Genomic DNA, 26,499 nt, shown 5'->3' with positions numbered 1-26,499 from the left:
GTCCGGAAACAGCCGTTGCGGCGATGGCCGTCGGCTGCGCCACGGTGAGAATGACGAGCGAGGCGGCGTCCGACATCCGCCCGTGGGACGCCGTGGAGTCTGTCGCATGAGCGGCTGGGAACTGTCCGGATACACCCCGGTCCGCCGGCTCGGTGTCGGCGCGTCGGGCAGCGTCGTGCTCGCCACCCACGACGCGACCGGCACCCCCGTCGCGATCAAGTACCTGATCCGCGACCTGGGCGAGGACTCGGCGTTCCGGACCGCGTTCCGCACCGAGGCCCGGCTCCTCGGCGAGATCGACGACCCGAACGTCAGCCGCCTCTACGAGTACGTGGAGAGCCCGCACGGCGCCGCCATCGTGATGGAACTGGTCGACGGCGTCTCACTGCGCCAGATGCTGCGCGAACACGGCCCGACCACACCCGAGGCCGCGCTCTGCGTCCTCAAGGGCTCACTCGCCGGCCTGGCCGCCGCACACACCCACGGCGTCGTGCACCGCGACTACAAACCGGAGAACGTGCTGGTCACCGGCGCCGGGCTGAGCAAGCTCGCCGACTTCGGCATCGCCATGCCGATCGGCCAGGGCTCCGACACCACAGTGTCCGGCACGCCCCGCTACATGGCCCCCGAGCAGTGGACCGGCGCCCCGGCCGGCCCCGCGTGCGACGTCTACGCCGCCACCGCCACGTTCTTCGAGTGCCTCACCGGCCGCCCCCCGTACCAGGGACCGGACCTGCTCTCCCTGCGCGACCAGCACGCCAGCGCGCCGATCCCCGCCGAGGCGGCACCCCCGCCGGTGCACGAACTGCTGCGCCACGGCATGGCCAAGCGCCCCGACGAGCGCCCGCCGTCCGCCGAGGCGTTCCTGGAGCTGCTGGAACGGGTCGCCGGCACCGGCTACGGCCCGGAATGGGAGGAACGCGGGCTGCGCGAGCTGGCTCGGCGGGCATTGCTGCTGGCCGCGCTGTGGCCGTTCCCGGACCGGGCCGAGGGCGCCACCGCCGTCGCGCACACCGAACTCGGCACGACCACCACCGGCCGGGGCGGACGGTTCCGTAAGGGCCGCACCCGTACCGTCCTCGCCGCCGGTGCCCTGGCCGCCGCCGTCCTGGCCGGCGGCGCCGGCTACAGCTACGCCGCCCACGACGACACGTCCGCCGCGGGCCCGACCGGCCCGGCGAGCGCCGCCCCCGCCACCACCGGCGCACCCGTACCGGACCCGACCGGCGCCGAGACACCCAGCCCGTCACCGACACCCGGCCCGTCCACCGTGTCCGCCGCGCCGCCACCTCCCGCGCCGTCGGCCACCCCCGATCCGACGGGGACGCCGACCCGAACCGGCACACCCACCCCCAGCGCGTCGCGCACCACCAGCCCGCCGCCACCGGACGTGACAGCGCCGGTCGTGGACGGCGTGAGCGCCGACCCGGGCGAGCTGGACCCGAAGGGCTGCCCCTACGGCGCCAAGAGCAGCACCGTCACCGCCACCGTCACCGACGATCGCAGCGGCCCGGCCGCGCTCACGGTCACCTTCGTCTACACCGTCGACGGCGCCACCGGCACGATCCGGATGGCCGCCGCCGGGCGCGGGCTGTTCACCGGCACGCTCGGCCCGCTGTCCACGCCCAAGCGCAGCGCCCGCATCCCCATCCGGGTCACCGCCGCCGACGCCGCCGGCAACACGACCACCTCGACGTCACCGGTGTACGTGACGCTCTACCACGACTGCACCCCCGGCTAGGAGTACGACAGTGCCCGCTGCCCCGCACCGCAGCCCGTCCCGGGGACGGTCGGCGTGACCCGCCCCGACGAGCCCACCGAGGCGCTGCCCACCCGCGCCCTGCCGCTCACCGGCGACGCGGACGCCGCCGAGCCCACCGTCCATCTCACCCGGCCCCGAGCCGACGCCGGCTCGACGGTGCCGCTCGCCGTCATGCAGGCGGAGCCGGCTGCCGAGGGTGGGGAACCGACGACGGCACTGGTCATCGACAGCGCGGAGCCGACCGTCCGGCTCGCCGTCGACACCCCGGCGGCGACCGGCAGGTCGGAGCCCACCGTCCACCTCCCCGGGGCGAGGGCCGCCCAGCCACCCACCGCCGAACCCACAGTCCACCTGACGGCGATCCCCGGCGGGGACGACCGCACCGCAGACCTCGCCGCCTCGGCCACGGCGACACCGCCCGATGCCGAGCCGACCGTGCACATCCGCCCGGGCCGGGCAGACGACACAGGTGAGGCGACCGTTCACTTCGTGGCGGCTCCGGACAGCAGGGCGGGGGAGCGGACAGTGAGTCTGAGTCCGGCCCTCGACGGCTCGGCGGGCGAGGCGACGGTCCAGATGCGCCCAGCACCGGGAAACGCGACCGGACAGGCCACCGTCCACCCGCGTCCGAGCGCGGAACCGCCCCAGCGCCACGGCGCGGAACCGACCGCATCGTGGCAGCCCACCGCCTCCTGGCAGCCCACCGGCGTACCGCATCGAGGTCACACCACCGGGACGGCGGCGACCGGCGCCGGGGCGTACCCGGATCGGACCGGCCACGCGCGGGCGGTGAGTGGCGTGCCGGCCCCGGGCGGTGAGCTGCGCTTCGGGCCGGGCGTGCCGGCGACGCCGCCGCCCGCGCCGCCCTGGCCCACCGCGCCGCCGATACGGCCGCGTCCGGCCTGGCGTCGCGTCGTCTCGGTGCTGTCCACGCTGCTCACCGTGGTGCTGCTGCTGGCTGTCGGCCTCTACCTGTGGCAGCGGCTGCGCCCGCTGGAGGTCGAGGGGGTCACCGTCGCGGTGCCCCGGCCGGCCGGTGTCGCCTGCGACGTGACTGTCGACGTGGTGGCCACCGTGCGCACCAACGGGCGCGGCGGAACGATCCGGTACCAGTGGTTCCGCTCCGACGCGCCGCCCGGCGCCGTGCTCACCGAACGGGTCGGCAGCGGGCAGCAGACCGCCGCGCTCACCCTCAAGTGGACGTTCACCGGGGTCGGTACGACCACCGGCATCGCCACCGTCAACATCGTCGAACCGACGACGGCGCAGGCCAGCACCCGCGTCGTCTACCGCTGCCCCGGAGGCTGACCGCGTTTCCGCGCGCGCCCGTCCGGGTAGCCCCACCCGAACAAACCTGGACCATGCACGTGGAGGCCCTTCGATGAGAGACAACTTCGGGGACGCGGTGGGCGACGCGTTCCGTTCGGTGATGCTGTTCCTGCCCAAGGCGGTCGCGTTCGTCGCGATCCTGGTCGTCGGCTGGCTGATCGCCAAGGCCGTGCTGAAGCTCGTGGACAAGGTGCTGGAGCGGGTCCACTTCGACCGGGCCGTCGAGCGCGGCGGGATCAAGACCGCGCTGGCCCGCTCGAAGTACGACGCCAGCGACATCGTCGCGAAGCTGGCCTACTACGGGGTGCTGCTGGTGACGCTGCAGCTCGCGTTCGGCATCTGGGGCCCGAACCCCATCTCCGACCTGATCGCCGGCGTGATCGCCTGGCTGCCCCGGGCGTTCGTCGCCATCGTCATCGTGGTGGTCGCCGCGGCCATCGCCCGCGCGGTGAAGGACATCATCTCCAGCGCGCTCGGTGGCCTCTCGTACGGCCGGGTGCTGGCGAACCTCGCCTCGGTGTTCATCCTGGGCCTCGGCGTCATCGCCGCGCTCAACCAGATCGGCGTCGCCACCACCGTCACCACCCCGGTGCTGATCGCGGTGCTCGCCACCGTGGGCGGCATCCTGGTCGTCGGCGTCGGCGGCGGGCTGGTCCGGCCGATGCAGAGCCGCTGGGAGAACTGGCTGACCCGGGCCGAGGAGGAGTCGCGCACCATCGCCACGCACGCCCGCGCGTACCAGGCCGGCCGGCGCGACGTCGAGGCCCGGCTCGCCGCGACCGGCCCGTACGCGGAGTCCGAGCTGACCCAGCCGGTGAGCCGCGACGCCGAGGCGGACCGCACGCAGCCGGTGCCGGCGTACCCGGCCACCCCGTCGACCACGGCCGCCGCAAGTGAGGACCCCACCGAGCCGGTGCCGTCGCAGGCGGGCGCGGAGGCCACGCAGCACATTCCGGCGTACGCCGACTCCGAGCGCACCCAGCCGACCACGCCGCGCCAGCCGACCGCCGAGCAGGCCGCGGACAACGAGGCCACCATGGTCATTCCGCAGGCCGACGTGGAGAAGTTCCGCCGCTGACCCGAACAGCGGAGACGAACCGGGGCGGGACCACACGGTCCCGCCCCGAATTCGTGCCCGCCGGGGGACCACCCGGGCGCCTCGCGGCGGATAGGATCCCGGCATGACCTGGCGATGTTGATGCCTTCCTGAGCGACGAGGCCGCGGGCCGCCGCGGACGCCGTGCATTCCGACCGGTGTCCGTCACGTCCCGTGGGAAGGTTCCATGCTCGTCGCTCCTGCCCGCGTACCAGCGACCCGCCGCCTGGCGGCGACGCTCTACGGGTACGCGTTCCTCACCGACCTCGTCCTGCTCTACCCGCTCTACGTGCTGCTGTTCGCCGACACCGGGTTGTCGGTCGGGCAGATCTCCTCGCTGTTCGTGCTCTGGGCGGCCGCCGGCATCGTGCTGGAGGTGCCCTCCGGCGTGTGGGCCGACGCGGTGTCGCGCCGCCTGCTGCTCTGCCTCGCGCCGCTGCTGGCCGCCGCCGGGTTCGCGCTCTGGGTGCTGCTGCCGTCGTATCCGGCGTTCGCCGTGGGCTTCCTGCTCTGGGGTGCCGGCGGCGCACTGCGCTCCGGCGCGCTGGAGGCGCTCGTCTTCACCGAGTTGGAACGCCTCGGCGCGGCCGACCGGTACGCCCGGCTGATCGGCCGGACCCGCACCGCCGAGGTGCTCGGCGCGGTCGGATCAGGGGTGCTCGCCGGGCCGGTGTTCGCGCTCGGCGGCTACCTCGCTGTCGGCGCGGCGAGCGTGGTCACGTGCCTGCTGGCGGCTGCCGTCGCGGCCCGCTTCCCGGAGCACCGCCAGCCGCCGGCCGCGCCTGTCCCGAGCGCGGGTGACGACGAGCCCGGCTGGCTGGACAGCCTGCGCCTGGGCCTGCGCGAGGTGCGGGCCGACCGCCGCGTCCGCGCCGCCGTGCTGCTGGTCGCGGCGGTCACAGCGATCTGGGGTGGGCTGGACGAGTACACCGGGCTGCTGGCCGCCGACACCGGCATGGCCGAGGTCGGCGTACCGCTGCTGCTCCTGCTGGTGTGGGCCGGGATGACTGTGGGCGGGCTGCTCGCGCCGCTGGGCGAGCGGCTGTCCCACAGCGGGTACGCCGGTCTGCTCGTGTTCGCGGCCGCGGCGACGGCGGCCGGGGCGCTGCTGCGGCACCCGGCGGGGTTCGTGCTGCTGGCTGCGGCGTTCGCCGCGTTCCAGCTGGCCACGGTGCTCGCCGACGTGCGGCTCCAGGCCCGGATCACCGGGTCGGCGCGGGCCACCGTCACCTCGCTCGCCGGAATGGCCACCGACCTGACCATCGTCGCCTTCTACGCCGGGTACGGGCTGCTCGCCGGTGCGATGGGCAACCCGGCTGCCTTCGCGGTCGCGGTGCTGCCGTACCTGCTGGTGGCGCTCTGGCTGCTCACCGGTCGAGCATGAATCGCCAGAAAAGGGACCAATGGTCGCGTTCGCGGCCTAGCGTTGGTCCGGAAATTCGGCGACCCCGGGGGACGATCGCGGTGACGTTGGAAGCAGAGCGCACACTGCGCGACGAGGACCTGACCGGGCTGGCGGACCTGGCCGCCCAGCTGCGGGTGGACGCGATCAGGTGCAGCACGATGGCCGGCTCCGGGCACCCCACGTCCAGCCTCTCCGCCGCCGACCTGCTCGCCGTGCTCGTCGCCCGGCACCTGCGCTACGACTGGTCCTACCCGGGCAACCCCGGCAACGACCACCTGATCTTCTCCAAGGGGCACGCCTCCCCGCTGCTGTACGCGGTGTTCCGGGCCACCGGCGCGATCAGCGAGCAGGAGCTGCTGGAGACGTACCGGCGATCCGGGTCGCGCCTGCAGGGCCACCCCACGCCGGTGGTGCCCTGGGTGGACGTCGCCACCGGCTCGCTCGGGCAGGGCCTGCCGGTCGGCGTCGGGGTGGCGCTCGCCGCCCAGTACCTGGACCGGTCGCCCGCCCACGTCTGGGTGCTCTGCGGCGACAGCGAGACCGCCGAGGGTTCGGTGTGGGAGGCGCTGGACAAGGCCGGCCACTACGGGCTGCGCAACCTCACCACGATCGTGGACGTCAACCGGTTCGGCCAGCGCGGCCCCACCGAACTGGAGTGGGACCTGGACACCTACCGGCGGCGCGTCGAGGCGTTCGGCTGCCGGGCGATCGTGGTCGACGGCCACGACCCGGGCGCGATCGACGAGGCGTACGGGCAGGCACGCGACGCCACCGGGCCGACAGTGGTGCTGGCCCGCACGGTCAAGGGCAAGGGCGTGCCCGAGGTGGAGAACAACCCGTCCTGGCACGGCAAGCCGTTCGACCCGGAGCTGGCCGAGCGCGCCGTGCGGGCGCTCGGCGGCCCCCGGCGCATCCGGGTCGCCGGACCGAAGCCACCGCCCGCGCCCCGGGCCGCCGCGCCGGAGATCCGGCAACCGGAACTGCCGACGTACGAGCGCGGCGCGAAGGTCGCCACCCGGGACGCGTACGGCGACGCGCTGCGCGCCCTCGGCGCGGCCCGGCCCGACGTGGTCGCGCTCGACGGCGAGGTCAGCGACTCCACCCGGGCGGAGCGCTTCGCCACCGCGTACCCGGACCGGTTCTTCCAGATGTTCATCGCCGAGCAGCAGCTCGCCGCCGCGGCGGTGGGCCTGGCGGTGCGCGGCTACCGGCCGTTCGCGGCTACGTTCGCCGCGTTCTGGTCCCGGGCGTACGACTTCATCCGGATGGCGGGCGTCTCCCGGGCCGACATCGCGCTCGTCGGCTCGCACGCCGGGGTGGAGATCGGCCCGGACGGCCCGTCCCAGATGGGGCTGGAGGACATCGCCGCGCTGCGGGCGGTGCCCGGCTCCACGGTGCTGTGCCCGGCCGACGCGGTCTCCTGCGCGGCCCTCGTCGCCCAGATGCCCGACCAGCCGGGCGTCAGCTACCTGCGGACGACGCGCGGCGCGTACCCGGTGCTCTACGACGACGCCGAGCCGTTCCCGATCGGCGGCAGCCGGATGCTGCGCGACGGCGGGGACGTGGCGCTGCTCGGCACCGGCGTCACGGTGCACCTCTGCCTCGCCGCCGCCGACGAACTGACCCGCGAGGGCATCGACGCCCGGGTGATCGACCTGTACTCGATCAAACCGGTGGACCGGCAGCGCCTGGCCGAGACCGTCGTGGAGACCGGCGGACGGCTGGTGGTGGTCGAGGACCACTACCCGGAGGGCGGGCTGGGCTCCGCGGTGCTGGAGGCGCTCGCCGACCTGGGCGAACCGGCCCGGGTCAACCACCTGGCGGTACGCGGGCTGCCCGGCTCCGGCACCCCCGCCCAGCAGCTCGACCGGGCCGGCATCGGCGTCGGCGCGATCGTCTCGGCGGCGCGGGCCCTGGCCTGAGCGCCTATTCGCCGGCGGCGCGTGCCCGGCCTGGGACGGTGTCTGCGCGGTCCCCGGACGCCGGCGGTGTTTGCCCGGACCGGCGGCGGGTAGCCACGGTGCCGTTGCGACGGGAGGACAGACGATGGCCGAACCGGAGTTCTACGCGCGGGTCTCCGCCCGTGCCGGCGTGCCGGTGGAGACGGCCCGCGCGCTGACCGAGGCGACGCTGCGCACGCTCGCCGAACGGATCAGCGGCGGCGAGGCCGACGACCTGTCCGCGCACGTCGCGCACGAGCTGCGTCCGCTGCTGGCACGCGCCCGCGTCGAGGACCCCGAGGTCTTCGGGTACGACGAGTTCCTGCGCCGGGTCGCCGAGCGCTCCGGCGCCACACCGTCCGACGCCGAGCGCGGCGCCCGGGCGGTGTTGCAGGCGCTGCACCGGGTGATCGGGCCGGCCCAGTTCAACCGCGCGCTGTCCCAGCTGCCCCGGGAGATCGCCGAGCTGGCCCAGCCCGCCCCGCGCCCCGCCTAGGCGAAAGGAAGGGCCCCTTATTAACGCCTCCGGTAGAGGAAGGGCCCCTTGTTAACACCCGCCGCCACGGGCCGCCACCGTCGGCGCCGGGGGAGGCGTCACTCGGGCAGCGCGTCCAGGTAGACCCAGCGGCCGTCCTCGCGGGCGAAGCGGCTGTGCTCGGCCAGGACGCCCGCCTGCCCGCCCTCGCGGTAGTGCGCCCGGAACCGCACCGTCCCGGCGCTGTCGAACAGGCCGCCCTGCCCGGTCTCCACGATCTCCAGCCGGGTCCAGCGGGTGCCCGGGTCCAGCTCCAGCCGCTCAGGGCGGGTGGTGGAGTGCCAGCTGTGCCGCAGGTAGGCCGCGTCGCCGAGCGCGAACGCACTGAACCGGGACCGCATCAGCGCCTCCGCTGTCGCCGCCGTCGCCTCGCCCCGGTGCACCGGGGAGCAGCAGTCCGCGTACGGCCGGCCGGTGCCGCACGGGCAGGCCGCCGGACGCTCACCCGCGCCCTCGCGCGCCTTCCGTCTCGCCACCCGGCGATTCTCTCCCACACCACGACCTCCCTCGCCGCCGGTAGGCCGGGGAATCCCGGACGGGACAGGATGAGAGGGCGCACTGTTCGATGGCGAGGACGGTCGAGAGGGGCAGTCGCCGGCGAGGCGGCTGAGGCCACCAGCGTCGGCTGACCGACCTCGTATAGTCGCCTCCATGATCACTCGTGGGGCCACGGCCGACGCCACCACCGGCGGTTCCGGCGTCCGGAACCTCCGCGACGCAGGCGGCGTCGGGTCGTTGCGCCGTGGGGTCCTGTATCGCTCTGGCGCCCTGCATCTCCTGACGCCCGAGGGTGCCCGGGAGCTGGAGGACCTCGGGCTACGCACGGTCATCGACCTCCGCAGCATCCGAGAGGTGGCCGACCGGCCGGACCGGTGTGCGGGTCTCGGCGTCGAGCACTGCCACTTTCCGGTGTTCACCGAGCAGAGCTGGCCGGACGACCAGGTGGCGCTGTACCCGTACATGGCTGAGCAGGCGGGTCGTGCCACCGTCGCGATCATTCGGCAGCTCATCACCCCTGGTGCACTACCTGCCCTGGTCCACTGCGCCTCCGGCAAGGACCGCACCGGAGTCGTCGTCGCCGTCATCCAGACTCTCCTGAATGCTTCCGATACGGAGGTCACCCAGGACTTCCTGCGCTCGAACGCCGCTCTGGACCTCACCGGATCGCCGGCCGGCGCGGCGATCGGACACGGCACCCGCCCGGTGACCGCAGCGCACCTGCTTCATGCCATGGTGTGGATCCGCAGCCACCACGGCTCGGTCTCCGCCTATCTTCAGGCTGCCGGCGCCACCGAGGTCGAACTGGAGGCCCTGCGGGGGGTGCTTGCCTGACACGGTCGTGCCACCGGCCGGTACCGCACGTCTTCGCAATCGCTGCGCCCACGAGGCAGCCGCAGGCGCTACGCTCCCCGGACCATGAGCGTGAGCCCGACTCAGCGTGCCCTCGACCCGGATCAGGTCCGCCGCCACCTCACCGCCTCGTTCGGATCCGGCGCCGAGGTGGCCGGCTGCGGGCCGCTGACCGGTGGCGGCTTCGCCGCCGTCTGGTGGGTACGCCTCACCGACGGCCGGGACGTGGTGCTCAAGGTCGGTCCGGCGCCGCACGTGCCGTTGCTGCGCTACGAGCGCGACATGATCGGCGCGGAGGCGCACTACCTGCGCCTGGTGGCCGACCGCGCACCGGGGGTGCCGACGCCTGCGCTGCTGCACCACGGCACCGACCCCGACCTCGGTGACTGGCTGCTCATGGCGCGGCTACCAGGTCGTACCCTCTGGGACCTGAGCCGGGCCGGCGCGGACGTCGGGCCGCTGCGCGCGGAGTTCGGCCGCGCGCTCGCCGCGCTGCACGGCGTCACCGGCGAGCGGTACGGCTACGACGGCGACCGGGCCTCCGGGGCGACCTGGCGGGACGCCTACACGGCCATGGTGGACGACATGCTCGCCGACGCCGCGGACTGGGCGGTGCCGCTGCCGGCGCCCGCGACCCGGATCCGGGAGCTGGTGGCGCGGCACGCGGAAGTGCTCGACGCGGTACACCGCCCAGCGCTGCTGCACTTCGACGGCTGGGCCGGGAACGTGCTGGCAGTGGACGGGCCGGACGGCACGCCCCGGCTCACCGGCCTGGTCGACGGCGAGCGGTACCTGTGGGGCGACCCGCTGATGGACCTCGTGTCGCCGCTGCTGTTCCGCCGCGCCGAGGACGAGCCGGACGACCCGCTGGTACGCGCCTACCGGGCGGCGGCGCCGTTCCCGTTCGACGCCGGGGCGCGGCGGCGGCTCGGGCTCTACCGGCTGTATCTCTACCTGCTGATGACTGTCGAGATGCCCAGCCGGAACATCACCGCCGACAACGACCCGGGCCGGGTGGAGCTGCTGGCGGAACTCCTCGGCGCGGAACTGGCCGACCTGGCGGACTGAGCGTCACCGGGTCGCGGTGGCGAAGACGACGATGTTGTCCGGGTAGCTGCCGGTCCGCGGGTCGAACCGCCCGCCGCACGTGATCAACCGCAGCCGCGCCGCCGCGTCGCCGCCGTAGACGCGCGCGGTGGGGAAGCGCTCCTTCGGGTACGCCCCGACGCCGTCCACAGTGAACGTCGCGGTCCGGCCGTCGGCGCGCAGCACGCGAATGGTGTCGCCGCTGCGCAGCCGCCCGAGGTCGAAGAAGACCGCCGGGCCGTGCTGCGAGTCGACGTGCCCGACGAGCACCGCGTTGCCGGCCTGGCCGGGTGCGGGACCGGGGTGGTACCAGCCGGTGACCTCCGGGCGTTCCAGCGGCGGCACCTCCAGCGCGCCGTCCGCGTCGGTGGCGACCGGGACGATCTCGGCGTCGACGCCGATGCGGGGGATGGTGACCCGGACCGGCGTGGACCGGGGGAGTGCCGGGCCGGCCGTACCCGGTCGTTCGGTGGCGGGCGCGGCGGAGACGCCGGGCTGCGGTGGTGCCGCCGACGTGGTGCCGAGCCCGGCCGAGACCAGGCCGGCGCCCGCGGCGGCGGCGACCGTGAGAGCGGTGACCACGGCGGCGGTGCGCAGTCGCGACCGGCCGCCGTGCGGCGACGAGGCCAGCATCCCACCTCCGTCCGACAGGGACGCGGCGCCCGCGCCGGATGCTCCGGCGCGGGCGGACCGCTCGGCGAGCCGGTCAGGCGGCGGCGTCCGCGCGGCGCCGGCGGATGACCGCGTACGCGCCTCCGGCGAGCGCCCCGGCGGCCAGCACGCCACCGGCGATCAGCACTCCGGTGTCGCCGTCGCGTCCGCCGCCACCGGCCTGCGCGCCGCCGATCGGGGTGACGGTGAACGTGGCGCTGCCGCCGTCGCTGCCGTCGCCGCACGTGGTGGCGACCGTGTACGTGCCGAGCGTGAACCCGGCGGTGAACAGTTCGGCGCTCAGGCCACCGCCCGCGGCGGCCGTGGTGGACCGGACGTTCTGGTCCCGGTCCGGGCCGGTGACCCGGAAGATCGCGTCACCGGCGTTCGGGTTGCACGTCGTGGTCAGCACGACGGTGCCGCCGACCGGGGTGGTGGCGGGTGAGACTCTGGTGTCCGCCAGCGCGGCGGCCGGGAGCAGCAGTGCGCCGAGGCCCACGCCGAACGCCGCCGATCCGAGAAATGACTGTGCCTTCATCCGCGTCTTCCCTCACTTTTCGTCCGCTGTAGGCGTGGGACGTCGTTCGGGTGGCCAACTCCGTGACGAGCACCGGTGTGGCCAACACTAGGAGGGTTGCGGCGGTCACTGGGGGTAATTGAGAAATCTTCGTTGCCGTCCGGTGTGCTCCCTGCCGCCACGACACGGCGGACATGCCGGGCCAGCCCGGACGGCGAACCGTCCCGGTTCGCCGCGTCTGGGGTCTGGTGTCCCGTTCGCGACTACCGGACCGGCGGCTCCGGCCGGACCAGCCCGGTGTCGTACGCGAGCACCACCGCCTGGATGCGGTCGCGCAGGCCCAGCTTGGTGAGGATCGCCGAGACGTGGGTCTTCACGGTGGCGGTGCTCAGGTGCAGCCGGGCGGCGATCTCCGCATTGGACAGTGCCCGCGCGGTGAGCGTCAGCACCTCCCGCTCGCGGGCGGTCAGCACGGCGAGCACGTCGCCGGCGGGCGCGGGCGCGGGCAGCCGGTCGGCGTACCGGTCCAGCAGCCGCCGGGTCACTGTGGGCGCGAGCAGGGCCTCGCCCCGGGCCACCACGCGTACCGCCTCGGCGAGGTCGGCCGGACGGGTGTCCTTGAGCAGGAACGCACTCGCCCCGGCGCGCAGCGCGGCGTAGACGTGTTCGTCCAGGTCGAACGTGGTCAGCATGACCACCCGGGCCGGGTTGCCGGCGGCCACCAGGTCCCGGGTGGCGGCGATGCCGTCGCGCCGGGGCATCCGCACGTCCATGAGCACCACGTCCGGTCGGGTCCGCGTCGCCACCGCGACCGCCTCGACACCGTCGGCCGCCTCCCCGACGACGCTCAGGTCGGGCCGCGCGTCGAGGACGGTACGCAGCCCGGCGCGGATCAGCTCCTGGTCGTCGGCGACCACCACCCGCACGGTCACCGGCCCGCCCCGACCGGCAGTCGCGCGTGGACCCGGAACCCGCCGGCCGACAGCGGGCCGGCGTCGAGCGTGCCGCCGAGCAGCCGGGCCCGCTCCCGCATGCCGACGATGCCGCGCCCGGTGGGCGTACCGGGCCGGCGGGCGGGCGCCGGGCCGTCGTTCACGACCTCCAGCCGCAGTACGCCGTCGCGATAGTGGACGTCCACGTCGGCGCGGGTGGCGTGCCCGTGGCGCAGCGCGTTCGTCAGTGACTCCTGCACGATCCGGTACGCCGACAGCTGTACCCCGCCGGGTAGCGCCTCGCCGTCGCCCTCCCGGTGCAGCGTCACCGGAAGGCCGACCGCCCGGACCGCGTCGGCGAGCGCGTCGAGCTGCGCCAGCCCCGGCTGTGGCCCGCCCTGCTCGGACCCGTCGTCGGCGGCGAGCGCGTGCAGCATGGCCCGCAGTTCGGTCAGCGCCGACCGGGCCGCCGTGTCGATCGCGGCGAGCGCGGCGCGGGCCTGCTCCGGATGCTCGTCGAACACGTCCTCCGCGGCGGCTGCCTGGACGGCGATGACCGCGACGTGGTGCGCCACCACGTCGTGCAGTTCCCGGGAGATGCGTTCCCGCTCGGCCGCCAGCACCTGCCGTTCCCACGCGCAGCGCCGTTGCGCCTGGCCCCGTTGCAGCTCGCCGAGCGTCCAGCTCAGGGCCAGCGCGGTCACCGCCAGCAGCAGGTCCCGCCAGCCGCCGGTGACCAGCTTCCACGGCGTGGGCGCCAGCAGCAGCCCGAGCGCGACGAGCGAGTACCGGGGCGGGCGCAGCCGGGCCACGTACGCCATCGGCACCGCGACCAGGCCGAGCCAGCCGAGCTGCGGGCAGAGCGCCTCCAGGCCGACGCCCGCGAGCGCGGCGACGGTGAGGGCGTACCCCGGGTGGCGCCGGATCCACAGCAGACAGCTCGCCTGCGCCACGGCGAGGCCGACCGCGACGGCGGTCGCGCCGGGCGTGTCCGGGCCGGCGTCGGAGGCCAGCAGCGCGAGCAGGCACACGGCGATGCTCACGGTGGCGATGCCGCCGTCGAGCAGCAGCAGGAACCGGGACCGGGGCGCGCACCTCATGTCCGGATGCTAGGCCGCCGGTCCACCGCTTCTCATCGGTCGCCAGACGGAGATCCGGGCCGGTGGTCGTTCGGGCGACGGAGCCGGGAACCGCTCCGCGGCCCGATCCGCGCGGCGGCCCGCCGGACCTAGCGTTTCCGGCAGTCGTCCCGATGTGGAGGAGTCACCGATGGAGACCACGATCCCGACAGTCACCGCCCGCCCGAACCGCCGCCGGGACCGCCTGCTCACGGTGTCCGCGGCGACCGCCGCCGCGCTGCTGGGCTGGGTGGTCGCGGTACCGGTCGCGGGGGTGGAGCTGATCGCGCGCAGCGGCTCTACGGACCAGCGGGTGACGCCGGTGGCCGTGGTGGTGAGCACGCTGCTCGCCGGGCTGGCCGGCTGGGCGCTGCTGGCCCTGCTGGAACGGCTCACCGCCCGTGCCCGCACCGTCTGGACGGTGGTCGCGGGCCTCGTGCTGCTGGTGTCCCTGCTCGGGCCGCTGGGCGGGGGAGTGGGGGGTGCGGCGACGCTGACGCTGGTGGCGTTGCACCTGGTCGCGGGCGCGGTGCTGATCACCGGCCTGCGCCGGACCGCGGCCCGCTGACGGCCGGGCGATCCGCTGACGGGTCCGGACCGCCGCGACGGGGGCAGGCGGTCCGGACCATCAGAACTAGCCTCCTAGGATGGCTTACGCGATGTGACGCCGAAATTCCTCCGCCACCGATGTCGAGAACGCAGCGCCGGCTTCGTCCCCGGAGTGAACGCGGCCAGAATGGGTCGCACCCTCCACGAGGAGACACTCATGAAGTACCTGCTCCTGAAGCACTACCGCGGCGGCCCGACCCCGGTGTCCGACATGCCGATGATCGACAAGTGGACGCCGGAGGAGATCTCCGCGCACGTGCACTACATGCAGGAGTTCGCGGCGAAGCTGCAGGAGAGCGGCGAGTACGTCGACGGCCAGGCGCTCGCCCCGGAGGGCACGTTCGTCCGCTACGACGGCGAGGGACGCCCGCCGGTGACCGACGGCCCGTTCGCCGAGACGAAGGACCTCATCGCCGGCTGGATGGTGATCGACGTGGACAGCTACGAGCGCGCGCTCGAACTGGCCGCCGAGCTGTCGGCCGCGCCGGGGCAGGGCGGCAAGCCGATCCACGAGTGGCTGGAGCTGCGCCCGTTCCTGACCGCGCCGCCGACCATCACCGAGTGATCCGTCCGATGGACGAGGTCGCGCTCCGCAGCCTCATCCCGGGCGTGCTCGGTGTCCTCGTCCGCCGCGGAGCCGACTTCGCGGCGGCCGAAGACGCCGTGCAGGACGCGCTCATCGAGGCGCTGCGCGTCTGGCCGGCCGACCCGCCCCGCGATCCGCGGGGCTGGCTGGTGACCGTGGCCTGGCGGCGGTTCCTGGACGTGGTGCGCGCCGACGCCGCCCGGCGCCGGCGCGAGGACCTCGTGGACGAGGAACCGCCGCCCGGCCCGGTGCCGGCGGTCGACGACACGCTGCGGCTCTACTTCCTCTGCGCGCATCCGTCGCTGAGCCCGTCGTCGGCCGTCGCGTTGACGCTGCGCGCCGTCGGCGGGCTCACCACCCGGCAGATCGCGCAGGCGTACCTGGTGCCGGAGGCCACCATGGCGCAGCGGATCAGCCGGGCCAAGCGCACCGTGTCCGGGGTGCGGTTCGATCAGCCCGGTGACGTCGCCACCGTGCTGCGCGTGCTGTACCTGGTGTTCAACGAGGGCTACTCCGGCGACGTGGACCTGGCCGCCGAGGCGATCCGGCTCACCCGGCAGCTCGCCGCCGCGATCGACCACCCCGAGGTGGCCGGGCTGCTCGCGCTCATGCTGCTGCACCACGCCCGCCGGGCCGGGCGGACCGCGCCGGACGGCAGCCTGGTGCCGCTGGCTGAGCAGGACCGCGGCCGGTGGGACACCACGCTGATCGCCGAGGGCGTGAGCATCCTCCAGACCGCCCTGTCCCGCGACCGGCTGGGCGAGTTCCAGGCCCAGGCCGCCGTCGCGGCGCTGCACGCCGACGCGCGTACGGCGGCCGAGACCGACTGGGTGCAGATCGTCGAGTGGTACGACGAACTCGTGCGCCTGACCGGCAGCCCGATCGCCCGGCTCAACCGGGCGGTGGCGGTCGGCGAGGCGGACGGCCCGCGCGCCGGGCTGGCGGCGCTCGCGGCGCTCGACGACTCGCTGCCCCGGTACACGGCGGTGGCCGCGTACCTGCACGAACGCGACGGCGACCCGGACCGGGCGGCCCGGCTGTACGCGGAGGCGGCCCGCCGCGCGTCCAGCCTGGCCGAACGCGACCACCTGAACCGGCAGGCGGCCCGCCTCAACACCCGCCGCCCCGGATAAACCGGTCGGCGGCGCGCGTCGCCGCTGGTAGGTTGCCTCGCCGTGACGGGGGAACGGCTCGGCGGGCGCTTCGCCCGACTGTGGACGGCGAGCACGCTGTCCGCGCTGGGTAGCGGGACGGCGACGGTGGCCGCGCCGCTGTACGTGGCGTCGATCACCGACGATCCGCTGGTGGTGTCGGCCGGGGCGGCGGTGTCGTGGCTGCCGTGGCTGCTGTTCGCGCTGCCCGGCGGCGTCCTGGCGGACCGGGTGGACCGGCGGCGGCTGATGGTGCTCATCGACTGGGTACGCGTCGGCGCGCTGGCCGTGCTGGCGGCGGCGATGCTGGCCGACCGGGCCGGGATCGCGCTGCTCTACGCGGTGCTGTTCGTGGTGAACACCGGCGAGGTGGTGTTCCGGACCGCCGCGCAGGCGGTGCTGCCGGCGGTGGTGCCGCGCTCCCTGCTGGAACGCGCCAACGGCTGGCTGGGCGGCGGCACCCAGGTGATGCAGAACATGATCGCCGGCCCGCTCGGCGGGTTCCTGTTCGTGCTGGCGGCGTCGCTGCCGTTCGCCCTCAACGCCGGCACGTACGCGCTCAGCGCCGTCCTGGTGGGGTTGCTCGCCGGGACGTACCGGGGCGGGCCGGCGCCGGAGGAGCGGCGCTCGGTGCGGGCGGAGGTCGCGGAGGGGTTCCGCTGGCTGTGGGGGCAGCGGCTGCTGCGCACCATGACCGTGCTGATCGGCCTGCTGAACGTCACGCTCACCGCGGCCGTGGCGGTGCTGGTTCTGCTCGCCACCGAGCGGCTCGGTCTCGGCTCGGTCGGCTACGGCGCGTTGTTCACCTGCATGGCGGTCGGCGGGGTGCTCGGCTCGCTGGTGGGGGACCGGCTGATCGCCGCCATCACACCCACCTGGACGGTGCGGACCGGGCTGCTGGTCGAGGCGGGACTGCACCTGGCGCTCGCCGCGTCCCGCAGCGCGGCCGTGGTCGGGTTCGCGCTGTTCGCGTTCGGGGCGCACAGCGCGCTGTGGAACATCGTGGCGAACTCGCTGCGGCAGCGCCTCACCCCGCCCGCGTTGATGGGCCGGGTCGGCAGCACCACGTTGTTCGTCGCGGCGGGCGGCAACTGCGTCGGCGCGCTGCTCGGCGGCGTGGTGGCGGCCCGGTTCGGCATCACCGCGCCGTACTGGGTGGGTTTCGTGGTGGCGGTCGCGGTGATCGCCGCGACGTGGCGGGTCTTCGACCGGGCGACGGTGGCCGCCGCCTACGCCGAGCCGGCCCCGCAGAAGCCCGCGCCGGTGGCCTGAGCGCGGGTCGGCCGGTGGCCGCCTCCGCCGATGTGGCAGCGTGGCCGGATGCACGCATCCTTCCCGGTCGACGTCGACCTCGCGCTGGTCGGCGGCGGCGGCGCCGCGTCCCTGGTCCTGGCCGCGCTGGACCGCCACGACGTGACCGGGCTGCGGGTCGCGGTGGTCGACCCGGTGCACAAGCGCGGCCAGGACCGCACCTGGGCGTTCTGGGGCCTGCCCGGCGACGACCTCGACCCGATGCTGAGCGCGAGCTGGTCGCAGGTCGACGTGGTCACGCCGGCCGGCCGCCGTGTCCTGTCGCTCGACCCCCTGCGGTACGCCATGCTCCGCTCCGCCCCGGTCTACGACCGGGCTGCCGAGGCCGAGCGGCGGCTGGACGCGGTCCGGATCAGCGTCCCGGCGGGGGAACTGCACGACGACGGTGAGCGGGTCACGGTCCGCGACCCGGACGGGCGGGACCTGGTGCGGGCCGGGTGGGTGCTGGACTCGCGGCCCCGGCGGCCGAAGCGGCCGGGGCGGACCAGCTGGTTGCAGCACTTCCGGGGCTGGTGGCTGGCCGCCGACCGGCCCACGTTCGACCCGGAGCGGGCGGTGCTGATGGACTTCCGCACTCCGCAGCCGGCGCGCGGGGTGTCCTTCGGGTACGTGCTGCCGGTCGACGACCGGTTCGCGCTCGTCGAGTACACCGAGTTCGGGCCGGCCCTGCTCGACGACGCGGGCTACGACGCGGCGCTGCGCGGGTACGCGGACCTGCTCGGCCTGGACCTGACCGCGCTGCGGGTGCGGGAGGTCGAGGACGGCGTGATCCCGATGACCGACGGGCCGTTCGAGTCCCGCCCGAGCCCGCGCGTGGTGCGGCTGGGCACCGCCGGTGGGGCGACGCGCCCGTCCACCGGGTTCACGTTCTCGGCGATGCTGCGCCAGGCCGACCAGGTGGCCGGGGCGCACGCCGCCGGCCGTCCGCCGGTGCCGGCGCCCGCGTACCCGGGCCGGCACCTGTGGATGGACGCGGTGGCGCTGCGCGCGCTGGACCGGGGGCACGTCGGCGGCGTGGAGTTCTTCGAGCGGCTGTTCGACCGCAACCCGCCGGAGCGGGTGCTGCGGTTCCTCGACGGCCTGACCAGCCCCGCCGAGGACCTGGCGGTGATGCGGTCCAGCCCGCTGCTGCCGATGACCGGCGCGGTGCTCGGCGACGCGGCCGGCCGGCTGCGCGCCCGCCTGCGCCGCTAGCCTCGGTGGCCGGTCGCCGCGGCGACGCGGTCGCGCACCAGCGTCCGTAGTTGCTCCATCGGGTCACCGTCGCCCGCGCCGAGCCGGTTGCGCACCGCCGCCACCGTCAACCCCAGCTCCGGGTACGCGAACGCGAGGCTGCCGCCGCTACCGGCGGTGCCGAACGATCCGTCGTCCTCGACCGCGTACCCGAGCCCGAACGTGCTCTCCTGCCCGAACACCCACTCCTGCGCGCGTACCGCCGGGGCGGACACCTCCCGCGTCCGCTCGGCGGAGATCAGCCGTACCCCGTCGACCGGACCGAGCAGCGCCGCGTACATCCGGGCCACCGCGCGGGCGCTCATCGTGCCGACCGACGGCACGTCGGCGCGCAGCACGTCGGGGCGGGAGCCGATGACGGTGTCCGGGCGTACCGCGGGCGGGGCGACCGCGTCGAAGTGCGGCAGGTTGACCCCGCCCCAGGTCATCAGCGCGGACAGGCCGGCGTCCTCCAGCCGGGCCAGGCGGGGCAGGTCCGCCTCCGGTACGCCGAGGAACAGTTCCCGGTCCACGCCGAGCGGCCCGGCCACCTCCTCGGCGAGCACCTGCGACACCGGGGCGCCGGTGACCCGCCTGATCACCTCGCCGAGCAGCCAGCCCCACGTCCAGGCGTGGTACGCGAGCCGCTCGCCCGGTGCCCACAGCGGCCGCGCGTCGGCGAGCAGCTCGCACATGCGCGTCCAGTCGGTGAAGTCCTCCGGCGTGACGTCGGCCGGCAGCGCGGGCAGACCGGCGGTGTGGGTGAGCACGTGCCGCAGCGTGATGCCGTCCTTGCCGTGCCGGGCGAACTCCGGCCACACCCGCGCCAGCGGCAGGTCGTAGTCGAGCCGCCCCCGCTCGGCCAGCACGTGCACCACTGTGGCGGTGAGGCCCTTGCCGGTGGAGACCGCGTGCACGGGCGTGTCGGCCGTCATCGGCCGGCCGGTGGTGGTGTCGGCGAGCCCGGCCTGTTCGGTGACGATCGCGACCCGTCCAGGTAGGCGGCCACCTGCACACCGGCCTCCCGCCCGGAGGAGACCAGCTCGCCGATCGTCGCCCGTACCTCGGCCCGCAGGCCGTCCCACCGCGTGTCCACGATCCCGCAGCGTGCCAGACCATGGCATCGACGTCGTCCGCATTTCGGGGGACGGCGACGGCGGCCGGCGGTGCTCTACCGGCCGGCCGGCGTCGGCGTACTGCCGGTGGTGCCCTGGGTGGGCAGCGGGATGGAGTCGCCGGTCAGCAGCCGGGCGCGTAGCGCGTCGATCGTCTCCTGGCCGACGCCGAGCCGGCCGGTCACGTACCCGTGCACCGAACCGTGGGCGGCCCGCAGCTCGGCCAGCACCAGCCGGATGATCTCGGCCGGCGCCCGCCCGTACGCGGGCCAGCCCGGCGTGGCGCCGCCGTTGCGGTCCCGCCACTCGGCGACCAGGCGGTCGGTGGCCTGCTCGGTGAGCGCGAAGTCCGCTGCGATCTGGTCCTCGTCGACGCCGAGCAGGGACAGCACCAGCGCGGCGAGCAGTCCGGTGCGGTCCTTGCCGGACGCGCAGTGGAACACCAGCGGGTGCTCGCCGTCCGCGATCACCTCGATCGCCTGGCGCAGCTCGGCCACGCCGTCCTCGGCCACCTCGGCGTACCGGTCGGCCAGGTAGCGCCACGGGTCCACGTCGGGGTCGATGTCGGCCTGCACGTACGGCCGGTGCTCGATGCTCAGGTTGAGCCAGGTCACGCCGAGGCTCTCCGGGGCCCGGCCGCGGTCGGCGATCTCCCACGGGTACCGCAGGTCGATCACGGTGCGGACGCCGAGCGCCGCGAACCGTTCCAGATCCTCACCGGCGAGCTTGGCCAGCGAGTCGGAGCGGTAGAGGCGGCCCCGGGCGACGGTGCGGCCGTCGCCGGTCCGCCAGCCGCCGAGGTCACGGAAGTTGCAGAGCGTGGCGAAGTCCGGGGGAGTGGTCACACCGGCACGCTAGCCGGGCGCGGCGGGTCGGGTGGTCCCGCGTGCTCGCGTACCCGGTAGGTTGCCGGGCATGGCGGAGGCGGAGACCGGCCGGGTCGTGGAGATCTGGACCGACGGCGCGTGCAGCGGCAATCCCGGGCCCGGCGGGTGGGGTGCGGTGCTGCGCTGGGGCGGGCACGAGCGGGAGCTGTGCGGCGGCGAGGCCACCCCGACCACCAACAACCGGATGGAGCTGACCGCCGCGATCCGGGCGCTGGAGAGCCTCACCCGACCGGTGACGGTACGGCTGCACACCGACAGCACGTACGTGCGCAACGGCATCACCGGCTGGCTGAACGCGTGGAAGCGCAACGGCTGGCTGACCGCGGCGAAGCAGCCGGTGAAGAACGCCGACCTGTGGCAGGCGCTGGAGGCGGCCTGCGCCAGGCACGACGTGACGTGGCTGTGGGTGAAGGGCCACAACGGGCACCCGGAGAACGAGCGCGCCGACGCGCTGGCGAACCGGGGCATGACCGAGGCGCGGAGCGGCGCGGCGGCCGCCCCGCGTACGGCTCAGCGCAGCGGCCGGCCCTCCTCGATCTCCTCCGGCTCCTCGGACGGGTCGCCGGTGCCGGAGACCGCATCGACGTCGTAACCGGCGCGGCTGACCTCCCGTGCCGAGCGCCGGTCCTCGGCGGGCAGGTCGGCGAAGTCGTCACCGGTGTCGTCGGTGGTGTGCAGGGATTCGCCCGGCGGGCGCAGGGACGCCTCGTACGCGGTCGCGCCGTCGGGTTCGTCACCGGCCGCGCGGCCGAAGGACTCTTCACTGGTCATGTCGCACTCCTGCCCGCAGCGGGTGACGGCAAACGTTCAGCGGGCGGCGTCCCGTCCGCGGGCCGCGTCCGGGTGGGTCGGCATCGAGGAGCCGCCCGAGCTGCTGCCGGAGGCGCCGCCCGCCATGCCGGATCCGTCGTCCTCGGTCACCTCGTCCGGTTTCGGCGCACCGGGAGCGGGGGCCGGCACGTCGGTGTCCGCGGCCGTCTGCACCAGCGGCACCTGCCCGGCCTCGTCCTCGGCGTGCGCCGGGTCGACCGGCTCCTCACCGTCGCGTGCCCGATACCCCACCGGTGGCCCTCCTGTCGGTCAACAGTCGTCCGCGCCGCCTACCCCACCCCACCCCCACCAAACGCGGCCCCGGCCCGTCTCGCGGTGATCAAGGAGTTCGTGTCCCGATCCGGCCCCGAACCGGACACAAACTCCTTGATCACCGCTGTGCGAGCGCGAGCGCGGGCGCGAGTGCGGGCGGGGTGGCGTCAGCGGGGTCGGGGGCGGCGCTGGCGCGGCTGAGGGCGCGTCGGGGTCAGCGTCAGGGACCAGTGGGATGGGCGGCGTAGTCCGGGCGGCAGCACCGTGCGGTGGTCGCCGCGTGCGGCGTCGAGCTGCGACTGGTGCGTGAACAGGCACTCGCCCAGGTCCGCGCCGCGCAGGTCGGCCCCGCGCAGGTCCGCGCCGGTCAGGTCGGCGGCGCCGAGGCGTACGCCCCGCAGGTCGGCCCCGATCAGGCAGGCGCCGCGCAGGTTCGCCCCGGTCAGCGGGGTACGGCGCAGGTCCGTCCCGATCAGCATCGCGCCCCGGCGGTCCGGGCCGGCCCGCCCGGCGCGGGCCTGTTCGGCGGCGCGGGACAGCAGCCGGTTGGCCCGGTCCCGGTGCGCGTCGACGTCGAGGGCGAGCAGGTCGTCGGGGGTGCCGTCGGTGAGCCGGCCGGTCTCGTCGAGCGCGGCGGTCAGCTCGTCGCGCAGCGGGCCGGGCGGGGTCAGGCGTACCGCCTCGGTCAGGTACCACAGCAGCTCGTGCAGCGGCCGCAGCACCGCGAAGCTGTCGAACATCCGCGCGGCGGTGGCCGGGTCGGCACGCCAGTCGCGGCCGGCATACGTGTGCTGGGTGAGGTGCTGACCGGCGCCGAAGCAGTCGAACACGGTGCAGCCGGGGAAGCCGCGTTGCCGCAGCTCGGTGTGGATGCCGCAGCGGAAGTCGGCGCCCAGGTTCGGGCAGGGCCGCCCGGCGGGCTTGTCGATGGCGAAGTCGGCCGACGCGGTGAACGCGGGAGCGACGCAGCACACCCCGGCGCAGCGCGAGCAGTCCGCCCGCAACTCCCGCCCGCCGCCCCCGCCCGCCACCGGCCCGTCCACCCGCACAGTCTCCCCTCCGAACACCCCGCCCCCATTCTCCGCACCCACCCCACCCACCTCCCGACCCACCCCGTCGATCATGAAGTTGACGGCGACAAAACGGACCGGAACCGCCGCCAACCTCATGATCAACGCGACAAGGTGAGGCGGGGTCAGAAGGTGAAGAGGGAGGCGGTGGTGCGCTGCATCAGGCAGGCGTTGCCGAACGTCCGGGTGTAGGAGACCGGGCGGTCCTGCCAGATGCCCACGGCACGCGCGACGACCGGGTCGTACTGCGAGGTGCACGGCGCACCGTCCACGTCGAGCGCGTCCAGGTCACCGTCGACGCGGGCGACGAGCCGGCAGGCGGTGATCGGGTCGGGGTGCAGGCCGCCGGTGGGCCCGCAGGTCAGCACCGTGGCGCGCAGGCCGGCGCCGTCGTCGACGGTGAGCAGGAGCACCGAGGGGGTCTCCGGGCCGGGGCGCGGCGCGGCCTGCGCGGGAGAGGCCGGCGCGGCGAGGCCGCCGAGCGCGGCGGCCAGGGCCAGAGCGGCGGTACGTCGGGCGAAGGGCATGGGTGGTCCTTCCGTCGGGGCCCCGGGTGAGGGCCGGTGGACGGCCCGGCACGTCGTGCGAACCGGACCGCCGAGAACCCTAGGTGGACGGTGTGAACGCGAAGAGTCACGAAGTGTTACGCCAGTCGACCCCGCCGCCGGTCCGGTGTTACATCGGCGCACGGGAATGCCCGAACGGCTGACAACCGCCCGAGTGCCTCGCGGGAGCGCATTCCGAATTGGCGGTACGGCCACCTGAAAGGCTGACAACCGAATCGGGCCGTTATTGCGCCGATGCATTCCGTACGCCGGATCGTTGTCAATGCACGACAACCGGAACGGCCGTTACCGGAACGATTCTTTTGAGCACCTCATAGCGCATTACCGTCGGGTGGCAGGGCGTTTTCGTCCCCGTCGGGAGGACTGCTCATGAGCGAACTGTCGCACCCACCGGCCGCTCCCGGCCCCGATGTCGAGGCCGTTCCCGGCCCCGCCGGCCGGCCCGGCGAATTCGTCGGCCGGTCGCCCGGCCGGCTCGCCTGGCTGCGGCTCAAACGCGACCGTACGGCCAAGGCCAGCGCCGTAACGCTCGCCGTCGCCGCCCTGGTGGCGCTCGGCGCGCCTCTGCTGGGACGGCTCACCGGAATCGACCCGACCGACAAGTTCGTGGACCGCCTCAACGATTTCGGAATGCCGATCGGGTACGCCGGCGGAATCAGCTCCGACCATTGGCTGGGGCTCGAACCCGGCAGCGGCCGGGACATCCTGATGCAACTGGTCTACGGCCTGCGGACGTCCCTGTTCATCGCGTTCACCTCGGCGCTGCTGGCATCCGGCATCGGTGTCGCTGTCGGTGTGCTGGCCGGGTGGGCCAGAGGCTGGCTGGACAGCGTCGTCAACTGGCTGATCGACCTCACGCTGGCGTTCCCGTTCCTCATCTTCGCGCTCGCGGTCATCCCGATCCTCCAGGACCGCTTCTACTCCGACCGGGAGGCGCCGTCGCCGGCCTTCCGGGTGGCCCTGATCGTCGCGACGTTCGGCCTGTTCAGCTGGACGTACACCGCGCGGCTGGTCCGCGGGCAGGTGATCTCGCTGCGCGAGCGGGAGTTCGTCGAGGCGGCCCGTGCGGCCGGCGCCGGCACCACGCACATCCTGCTGCGGCAGCTGCTGCCGAACATCTGGGCGCCGATCCTGGTCACCGTCTCGCTGATGGTGCCGCAGTTCATCGCCATCGAGGCGGCGCTGGCGTTCGTCAACATCGGCGTCACCGAACCCACGCCCGACCTGGGCCGCATGATCTTCAACAGCATCGGCTACGTCGCGAGCGACCCCTGGTACACCCTGTTCCCCGGGTTGACGGTCTTCCTGCTGGTCCTGGCGTTCAACCTGCTCGGCGACGCGCTGCGCGACTCGCTGGACCCCCGCTCCACCCGGTAGTCCCACGGCCATCAGTGCCCGGCCGGCGGGGGCCGCCGGGCAGGAAGGAGCACACCGTGCGCGCACGAACCCGGACACTGACAGGTGTCCTCGCCGCGGCGGCGCTGGCCGCCGCCGGCTGCAGCCCCACCACCGACGACGGCGGCGGCGACGACCAGAAGACCAAGACCCAGAGCGGATCGATCTCGTACGAGGCCGCCGACAACCAGGGCCCGGCGAAGGACGTCGACGGGGCGACCCGCGGCGGCACCCTCACCGTGATGCAGCCGGCCGACTTCGAGCACCTCGACCCGGCCCGCAACTACGTCAACGTGCAGCAGGTCGCCGGTGGGCTGCTGTACCGCGCGCTCAACGGCTACAAGGAGGACGGCAGCGGCAAGCTGCTGCTCGTCGGCGACCTGGCCACCAACCCCGGCAAGGACGTGAACGGCGACTGCAAGGTCTGGGAGTTCACCCTGCGCGACGGCGTGAAGTACGAGGACGGCACGCCCGTGTCCAGCAAGGACGTCGCCCACGGCATCGCCCGGTCGTTCGCGGCGAACCTCAACGAGGGCCCGCACTACATCCAGCAGTGGCTCTACCCGGGCGGGGCGTACAACGCCACCTACAAGGGACCGTACGACGGGGGCAAGCCGGTGCCCGACGGCGTCGCCACACCCGACGACCGGACCATCCGGTTCACCTTCCCGCAGCCGCACTGCGACCTGCCGTACGCGGCGGCGCTGCCGACCAGCGCGCCCGTGCCCGCCGCGAAGGACACCCGCGCGAACTACGACCTGCGGCCGTTCTCGTCCGGACCGTACCGGGTGAAGACCTACCAGCGCGACGTGTCGCTGGAGCTGGAACGCAACCCGAACTGGGATCCGGCGACCGACCCGATCCGCAACGCGTACCCGGACGCGATCCGGATGACGTTCGGCCTGGAGCAGGCCCAGATCGCCGAGCGCCTGGTCGCCGACGGGCCGGCCGACCAGGCGGCGCTGAGCTGGTCGGACGTGCCGCCGTCGGTGCTGCCCCGCACCACCGGATCCGGCGTCTCCGACCGGGTGGTACGCGGCCCGACGCAGTACAACTGGGTGCTGAGCATCAACACCCAGCGGGTCACCGACCTGAGCGTCCGGCGGGCGCTGAACTACGCCGTCGACAAGGACGCCCTGCTCAAGGTGCTCGGCGGGCAGGCCGCCGGCTCACCCGCCACCACGCTCATGTCGCCCACCACCGCCGGATTCGTACCGTACGACCTGTACAACGCCCCGGTCACCGGCGACAAGGCCAAGACCGCCGAGCTGCTCGCCGGCAAGCGGCCGAAGCTGGTGCTCGCCCACTCCAACCTGGAACTGCGCACCCAGCAGGCCGAGGCGCTGCGCAAGAACCTCACCGACATGGGCTTCGACATCGTGATGAAGCCGATCGACAACAGCAGCTACTACGACGAGGTCGGCCGCAAGGACAACCCGTACGACCTCTACCTCACCGGCTGGGGCTCGGACTGGCCCACCGGCTCCACTGTCATCCCCCCGGTCTACGACGGACGGGAGATCGTGGCCGAGGGCAACCAGAACCTGTCGTACCTCAATGAACCGTCCGTCAGCGCGGAGATCGACCGGGTCCGCGACCTGCCGGCCGCGGAGCAGGACGCCGGCTGGATGGCGCTCGACCGCATGATCATGGACAAGTACGCCCCGGTGGTGCCCTGCTACTACGACGCCACCTACGAGCTGCACGGCTCGAAGGTCGGCAACGCCTTCCTCAGCGACGCGTTCGGGATCATCTCGCTCAACGGCATCTACGTGAAGAAGTGACAGCCGCGC

28 protein-coding genes are annotated in these 26,499 nt (G+C 74.3%); 16 read left to right on the top strand and 12 right to left on the bottom strand.

The window, feature by feature from the left end; all coding sequences use genetic code 11:
• The first annotated feature begins 106 nt into the window (after positions 1-106).
• From FB454_RS22240 to FB454_RS22215, 6 genes are all read left to right on the top strand, one after another.
• The gene (locus FB454_RS22240) at positions 107-1,741 is read left to right on the top strand and encodes a serine/threonine-protein kinase (protein ID WP_145823401.1); all 1,635 of its coding nucleotides are present in this window, start codon (positions 107-109) and stop codon (positions 1,739-1,741) included.
• Positions 1,742-1,795: 54 nt separating this feature from the next.
• The gene (locus FB454_RS22235; RefSeq protein WP_013286453.1) at positions 1,796-3,070 is read left to right on the top strand and encodes a hypothetical protein; all 1,275 of its coding nucleotides are present in this window, start codon (positions 1,796-1,798) and stop codon (positions 3,068-3,070) included.
• Between the two features lie 73 nt (positions 3,071-3,143).
• Positions 3,144-4,169 (top strand): mechanosensitive ion channel family protein, encoded by a 1,026-nt coding sequence (locus tag FB454_RS22230; protein ID WP_030273185.1) that lies wholly within the window; start codon positions 3,144-3,146, stop codon positions 4,167-4,169.
• Between the two features lie 205 nt (positions 4,170-4,374).
• Positions 4,375-5,571 (top strand): MFS transporter, encoded by a 1,197-nt coding sequence (locus FB454_RS22225; protein WP_036311294.1) that lies wholly within the window; start codon positions 4,375-4,377, stop codon positions 5,569-5,571.
• Positions 5,572-5,651: 80 nt separating this feature from the next.
• On the top strand, positions 5,652-7,514 hold the full coding sequence (locus tag FB454_RS22220; protein ID WP_145823400.1) for a transketolase: 1,863 nt from the start codon (positions 5,652-5,654) through the stop codon (positions 7,512-7,514).
• 124 nt (positions 7,515-7,638) lie between these two features.
• Positions 7,639-8,028, top strand: a complete 390-nt coding sequence (locus FB454_RS22215) for a DUF2267 domain-containing protein (protein ID WP_030273179.1) — start codon at positions 7,639-7,641, stop codon at positions 8,026-8,028.
• Positions 8,029-8,126: 98 nt separating this feature from the next.
• Here FB454_RS22215 and FB454_RS22210 read toward each other — a convergent pair whose 3' ends face one another.
• Positions 8,127-8,543: a YchJ family protein gene (locus tag FB454_RS22210; protein WP_145823399.1), complete on the bottom strand. Its 417-nt coding sequence runs from the start codon at positions 8,541-8,543 to the stop codon at positions 8,127-8,129.
• Positions 8,544-8,718: 175 nt separating this feature from the next.
• Here FB454_RS22210 and FB454_RS22205 point away from each other — a divergent pair, with 175 nt between their 5' ends.
• The gene (locus FB454_RS22205; RefSeq protein WP_145823398.1) at positions 8,719-9,399 is read left to right on the top strand and encodes a tyrosine-protein phosphatase; all 681 of its coding nucleotides are present in this window, start codon (positions 8,719-8,721) and stop codon (positions 9,397-9,399) included.
• An 84-nt stretch (positions 9,400-9,483) separates the two neighbouring features.
• Entirely contained in the window at positions 9,484-10,485 is a 1,002-nt protein-coding gene (locus tag FB454_RS22200; protein WP_145823397.1) for an aminoglycoside phosphotransferase family protein, read from the top strand.
• A gap of 3 nt (positions 10,486-10,488) precedes the next feature.
• On the opposite strand, the gene FB454_RS22195 is transcribed toward FB454_RS22200, so the two are convergent.
• From FB454_RS22195 to FB454_RS22180, 4 genes are all read right to left on the bottom strand, one after another.
• Positions 10,489-11,136, bottom strand: a complete 648-nt coding sequence (locus FB454_RS22195; protein ID WP_013286445.1) for a class F sortase — start codon at positions 11,134-11,136, stop codon at positions 10,489-10,491.
• A gap of 73 nt (positions 11,137-11,209) precedes the next feature.
• Positions 11,210-11,692 carry a hypothetical protein gene (locus FB454_RS22190; RefSeq protein ID WP_013286444.1) on the bottom strand — a complete coding sequence of 161 codons (483 nt, stop codon included), beginning with the start codon at positions 11,690-11,692 and terminating at the stop codon, positions 11,210-11,212.
• Between the two features lie 242 nt (positions 11,693-11,934).
• A complete protein-coding gene (locus FB454_RS22185; protein ID WP_013286443.1) occupies positions 11,935-12,603 on the bottom strand; it encodes a response regulator in 669 nt (222 codons plus the stop codon).
• Positions 12,600-13,703, bottom strand: coding sequence for a histidine kinase (locus FB454_RS22180; RefSeq protein WP_145823396.1), 1,104 nt, complete (start codon positions 13,701-13,703; stop codon positions 12,600-12,602). Before FB454_RS22180 ends, FB454_RS22185 begins: the two co-directional genes overlap by 4 nt.
• Before the next feature lie 169 nt (positions 13,704-13,872).
• On the opposite strand from FB454_RS22180, the gene FB454_RS22175 reads away from it, so the two are divergent.
• The 5 genes from FB454_RS22175 (at position 13,873) to FB454_RS22155 (ending at position 18,572) form a co-directional block, all read left to right on the top strand.
• Positions 13,873-14,289: a DUF6069 family protein gene (locus FB454_RS22175; protein WP_145755394.1), complete on the top strand. Its 417-nt coding sequence runs from the start codon at positions 13,873-13,875 to the stop codon at positions 14,287-14,289.
• Between the two features lie 168 nt (positions 14,290-14,457).
• The gene (locus FB454_RS22170; protein ID WP_047893363.1) at positions 14,458-14,895 is read left to right on the top strand and encodes a YciI family protein; all 438 of its coding nucleotides are present in this window, start codon (positions 14,458-14,460) and stop codon (positions 14,893-14,895) included.
• 8 nt (positions 14,896-14,903) lie between these two features.
• Entirely contained in the window at positions 14,904-16,049 is a 1,146-nt protein-coding gene (locus FB454_RS22165) for an RNA polymerase sigma factor (RefSeq protein WP_013286439.1), read from the top strand.
• Between the two features lie 42 nt (positions 16,050-16,091).
• On the top strand, positions 16,092-17,339 hold the full coding sequence (locus FB454_RS22160; protein ID WP_013286438.1) for an MFS transporter: 1,248 nt from the start codon (positions 16,092-16,094) through the stop codon (positions 17,337-17,339).
• A 48-nt stretch (positions 17,340-17,387) separates the two neighbouring features.
• A complete protein-coding gene (locus tag FB454_RS22155) occupies positions 17,388-18,572 on the top strand; it encodes a lycopene cyclase family protein (protein ID WP_174361716.1) in 1,185 nt (394 codons plus the stop codon).
• Here FB454_RS22155 and FB454_RS22150 read toward each other — a convergent pair.
• From FB454_RS22150 to FB454_RS22145, 3 genes are all read right to left on the bottom strand, one after another.
• Positions 18,569-19,525: a serine hydrolase domain-containing protein gene (locus tag FB454_RS22150; protein WP_486485440.1), complete on the bottom strand. Its 957-nt coding sequence runs from the start codon at positions 19,523-19,525 to the stop codon at positions 18,569-18,571. The genes FB454_RS22155 and FB454_RS22150 overlap by 4 nt on opposite strands.
• A complete protein-coding gene (locus tag FB454_RS35505) occupies positions 19,522-19,686 on the bottom strand; it encodes a hypothetical protein (protein ID WP_486485439.1) in 165 nt (54 codons plus the stop codon). Before FB454_RS35505 ends, FB454_RS22150 begins: the two co-directional genes overlap by 4 nt.
• Before the next feature lie 75 nt (positions 19,687-19,761).
• Positions 19,762-20,550: a tyrosine-protein phosphatase gene (locus tag FB454_RS22145; RefSeq protein ID WP_145823395.1), complete on the bottom strand. Its 789-nt coding sequence runs from the start codon at positions 20,548-20,550 to the stop codon at positions 19,762-19,764.
• Between the two features lie 70 nt (positions 20,551-20,620).
• On the opposite strand from FB454_RS22145, the gene rnhA reads away from it, so the two are divergent.
• Positions 20,621-21,184: a ribonuclease HI gene (rnhA, locus tag FB454_RS22140; RefSeq protein WP_013286434.1), complete on the top strand. Its 564-nt coding sequence runs from the start codon at positions 20,621-20,623 to the stop codon at positions 21,182-21,184.
• Here rnhA and FB454_RS22135 read toward each other — a convergent pair.
• The 4 genes from FB454_RS22135 to FB454_RS22120 all read right to left on the bottom strand — a co-directional run bounded on the left by FB454_RS22135 (position 21,103) and on the right by FB454_RS22120 (position 23,272).
• A complete protein-coding gene (locus tag FB454_RS22135; RefSeq protein ID WP_013286433.1) occupies positions 21,103-21,363 on the bottom strand; it encodes a hypothetical protein in 261 nt (86 codons plus the stop codon). The genes rnhA and FB454_RS22135 overlap by 82 nt on opposite strands.
• Before the next feature lie 36 nt (positions 21,364-21,399).
• Positions 21,400-21,654 (bottom strand): hypothetical protein, encoded by a 255-nt coding sequence (locus tag FB454_RS22130; RefSeq protein ID WP_013286432.1) that lies wholly within the window; start codon positions 21,652-21,654, stop codon positions 21,400-21,402.
• 188 nt (positions 21,655-21,842) lie between these two features.
• Positions 21,843-22,844 (bottom strand): pentapeptide repeat-containing protein, encoded by a 1,002-nt coding sequence (locus tag FB454_RS22125; RefSeq protein WP_435089632.1) that lies wholly within the window; start codon positions 22,842-22,844, stop codon positions 21,843-21,845.
• A gap of 26 nt (positions 22,845-22,870) precedes the next feature.
• Positions 22,871-23,272, bottom strand: coding sequence for an SSI family serine proteinase inhibitor (locus FB454_RS22120; RefSeq protein WP_013286430.1), 402 nt, complete (start codon positions 23,270-23,272; stop codon positions 22,871-22,873).
• Positions 23,273-23,680: 408 nt separating this feature from the next.
• Here FB454_RS22120 and FB454_RS22115 point away from each other — a divergent pair, with 408 nt between their 5' ends.
• Positions 23,681-24,688 carry an ABC transporter permease gene (locus FB454_RS22115; protein ID WP_013476719.1) on the top strand — a complete coding sequence of 336 codons (1,008 nt, stop codon included), beginning with the start codon at positions 23,681-23,683 and terminating at the stop codon, positions 24,686-24,688.
• Between the two features lie 56 nt (positions 24,689-24,744).
• Positions 24,745-26,490, top strand: a complete 1,746-nt coding sequence (locus tag FB454_RS22110) for an ABC transporter substrate-binding protein (protein WP_013286428.1) — start codon at positions 24,745-24,747, stop codon at positions 26,488-26,490.
• Positions 26,491-26,499 lie beyond the last annotated feature (9 nt).

Source organism: Micromonospora sp. CNZ297, assembly GCF_007827625.1.
The sequence above is the reverse complement of the archived record's forward strand: the minus strand, read 5'-3'. Positions and strand labels throughout refer to the sequence as shown.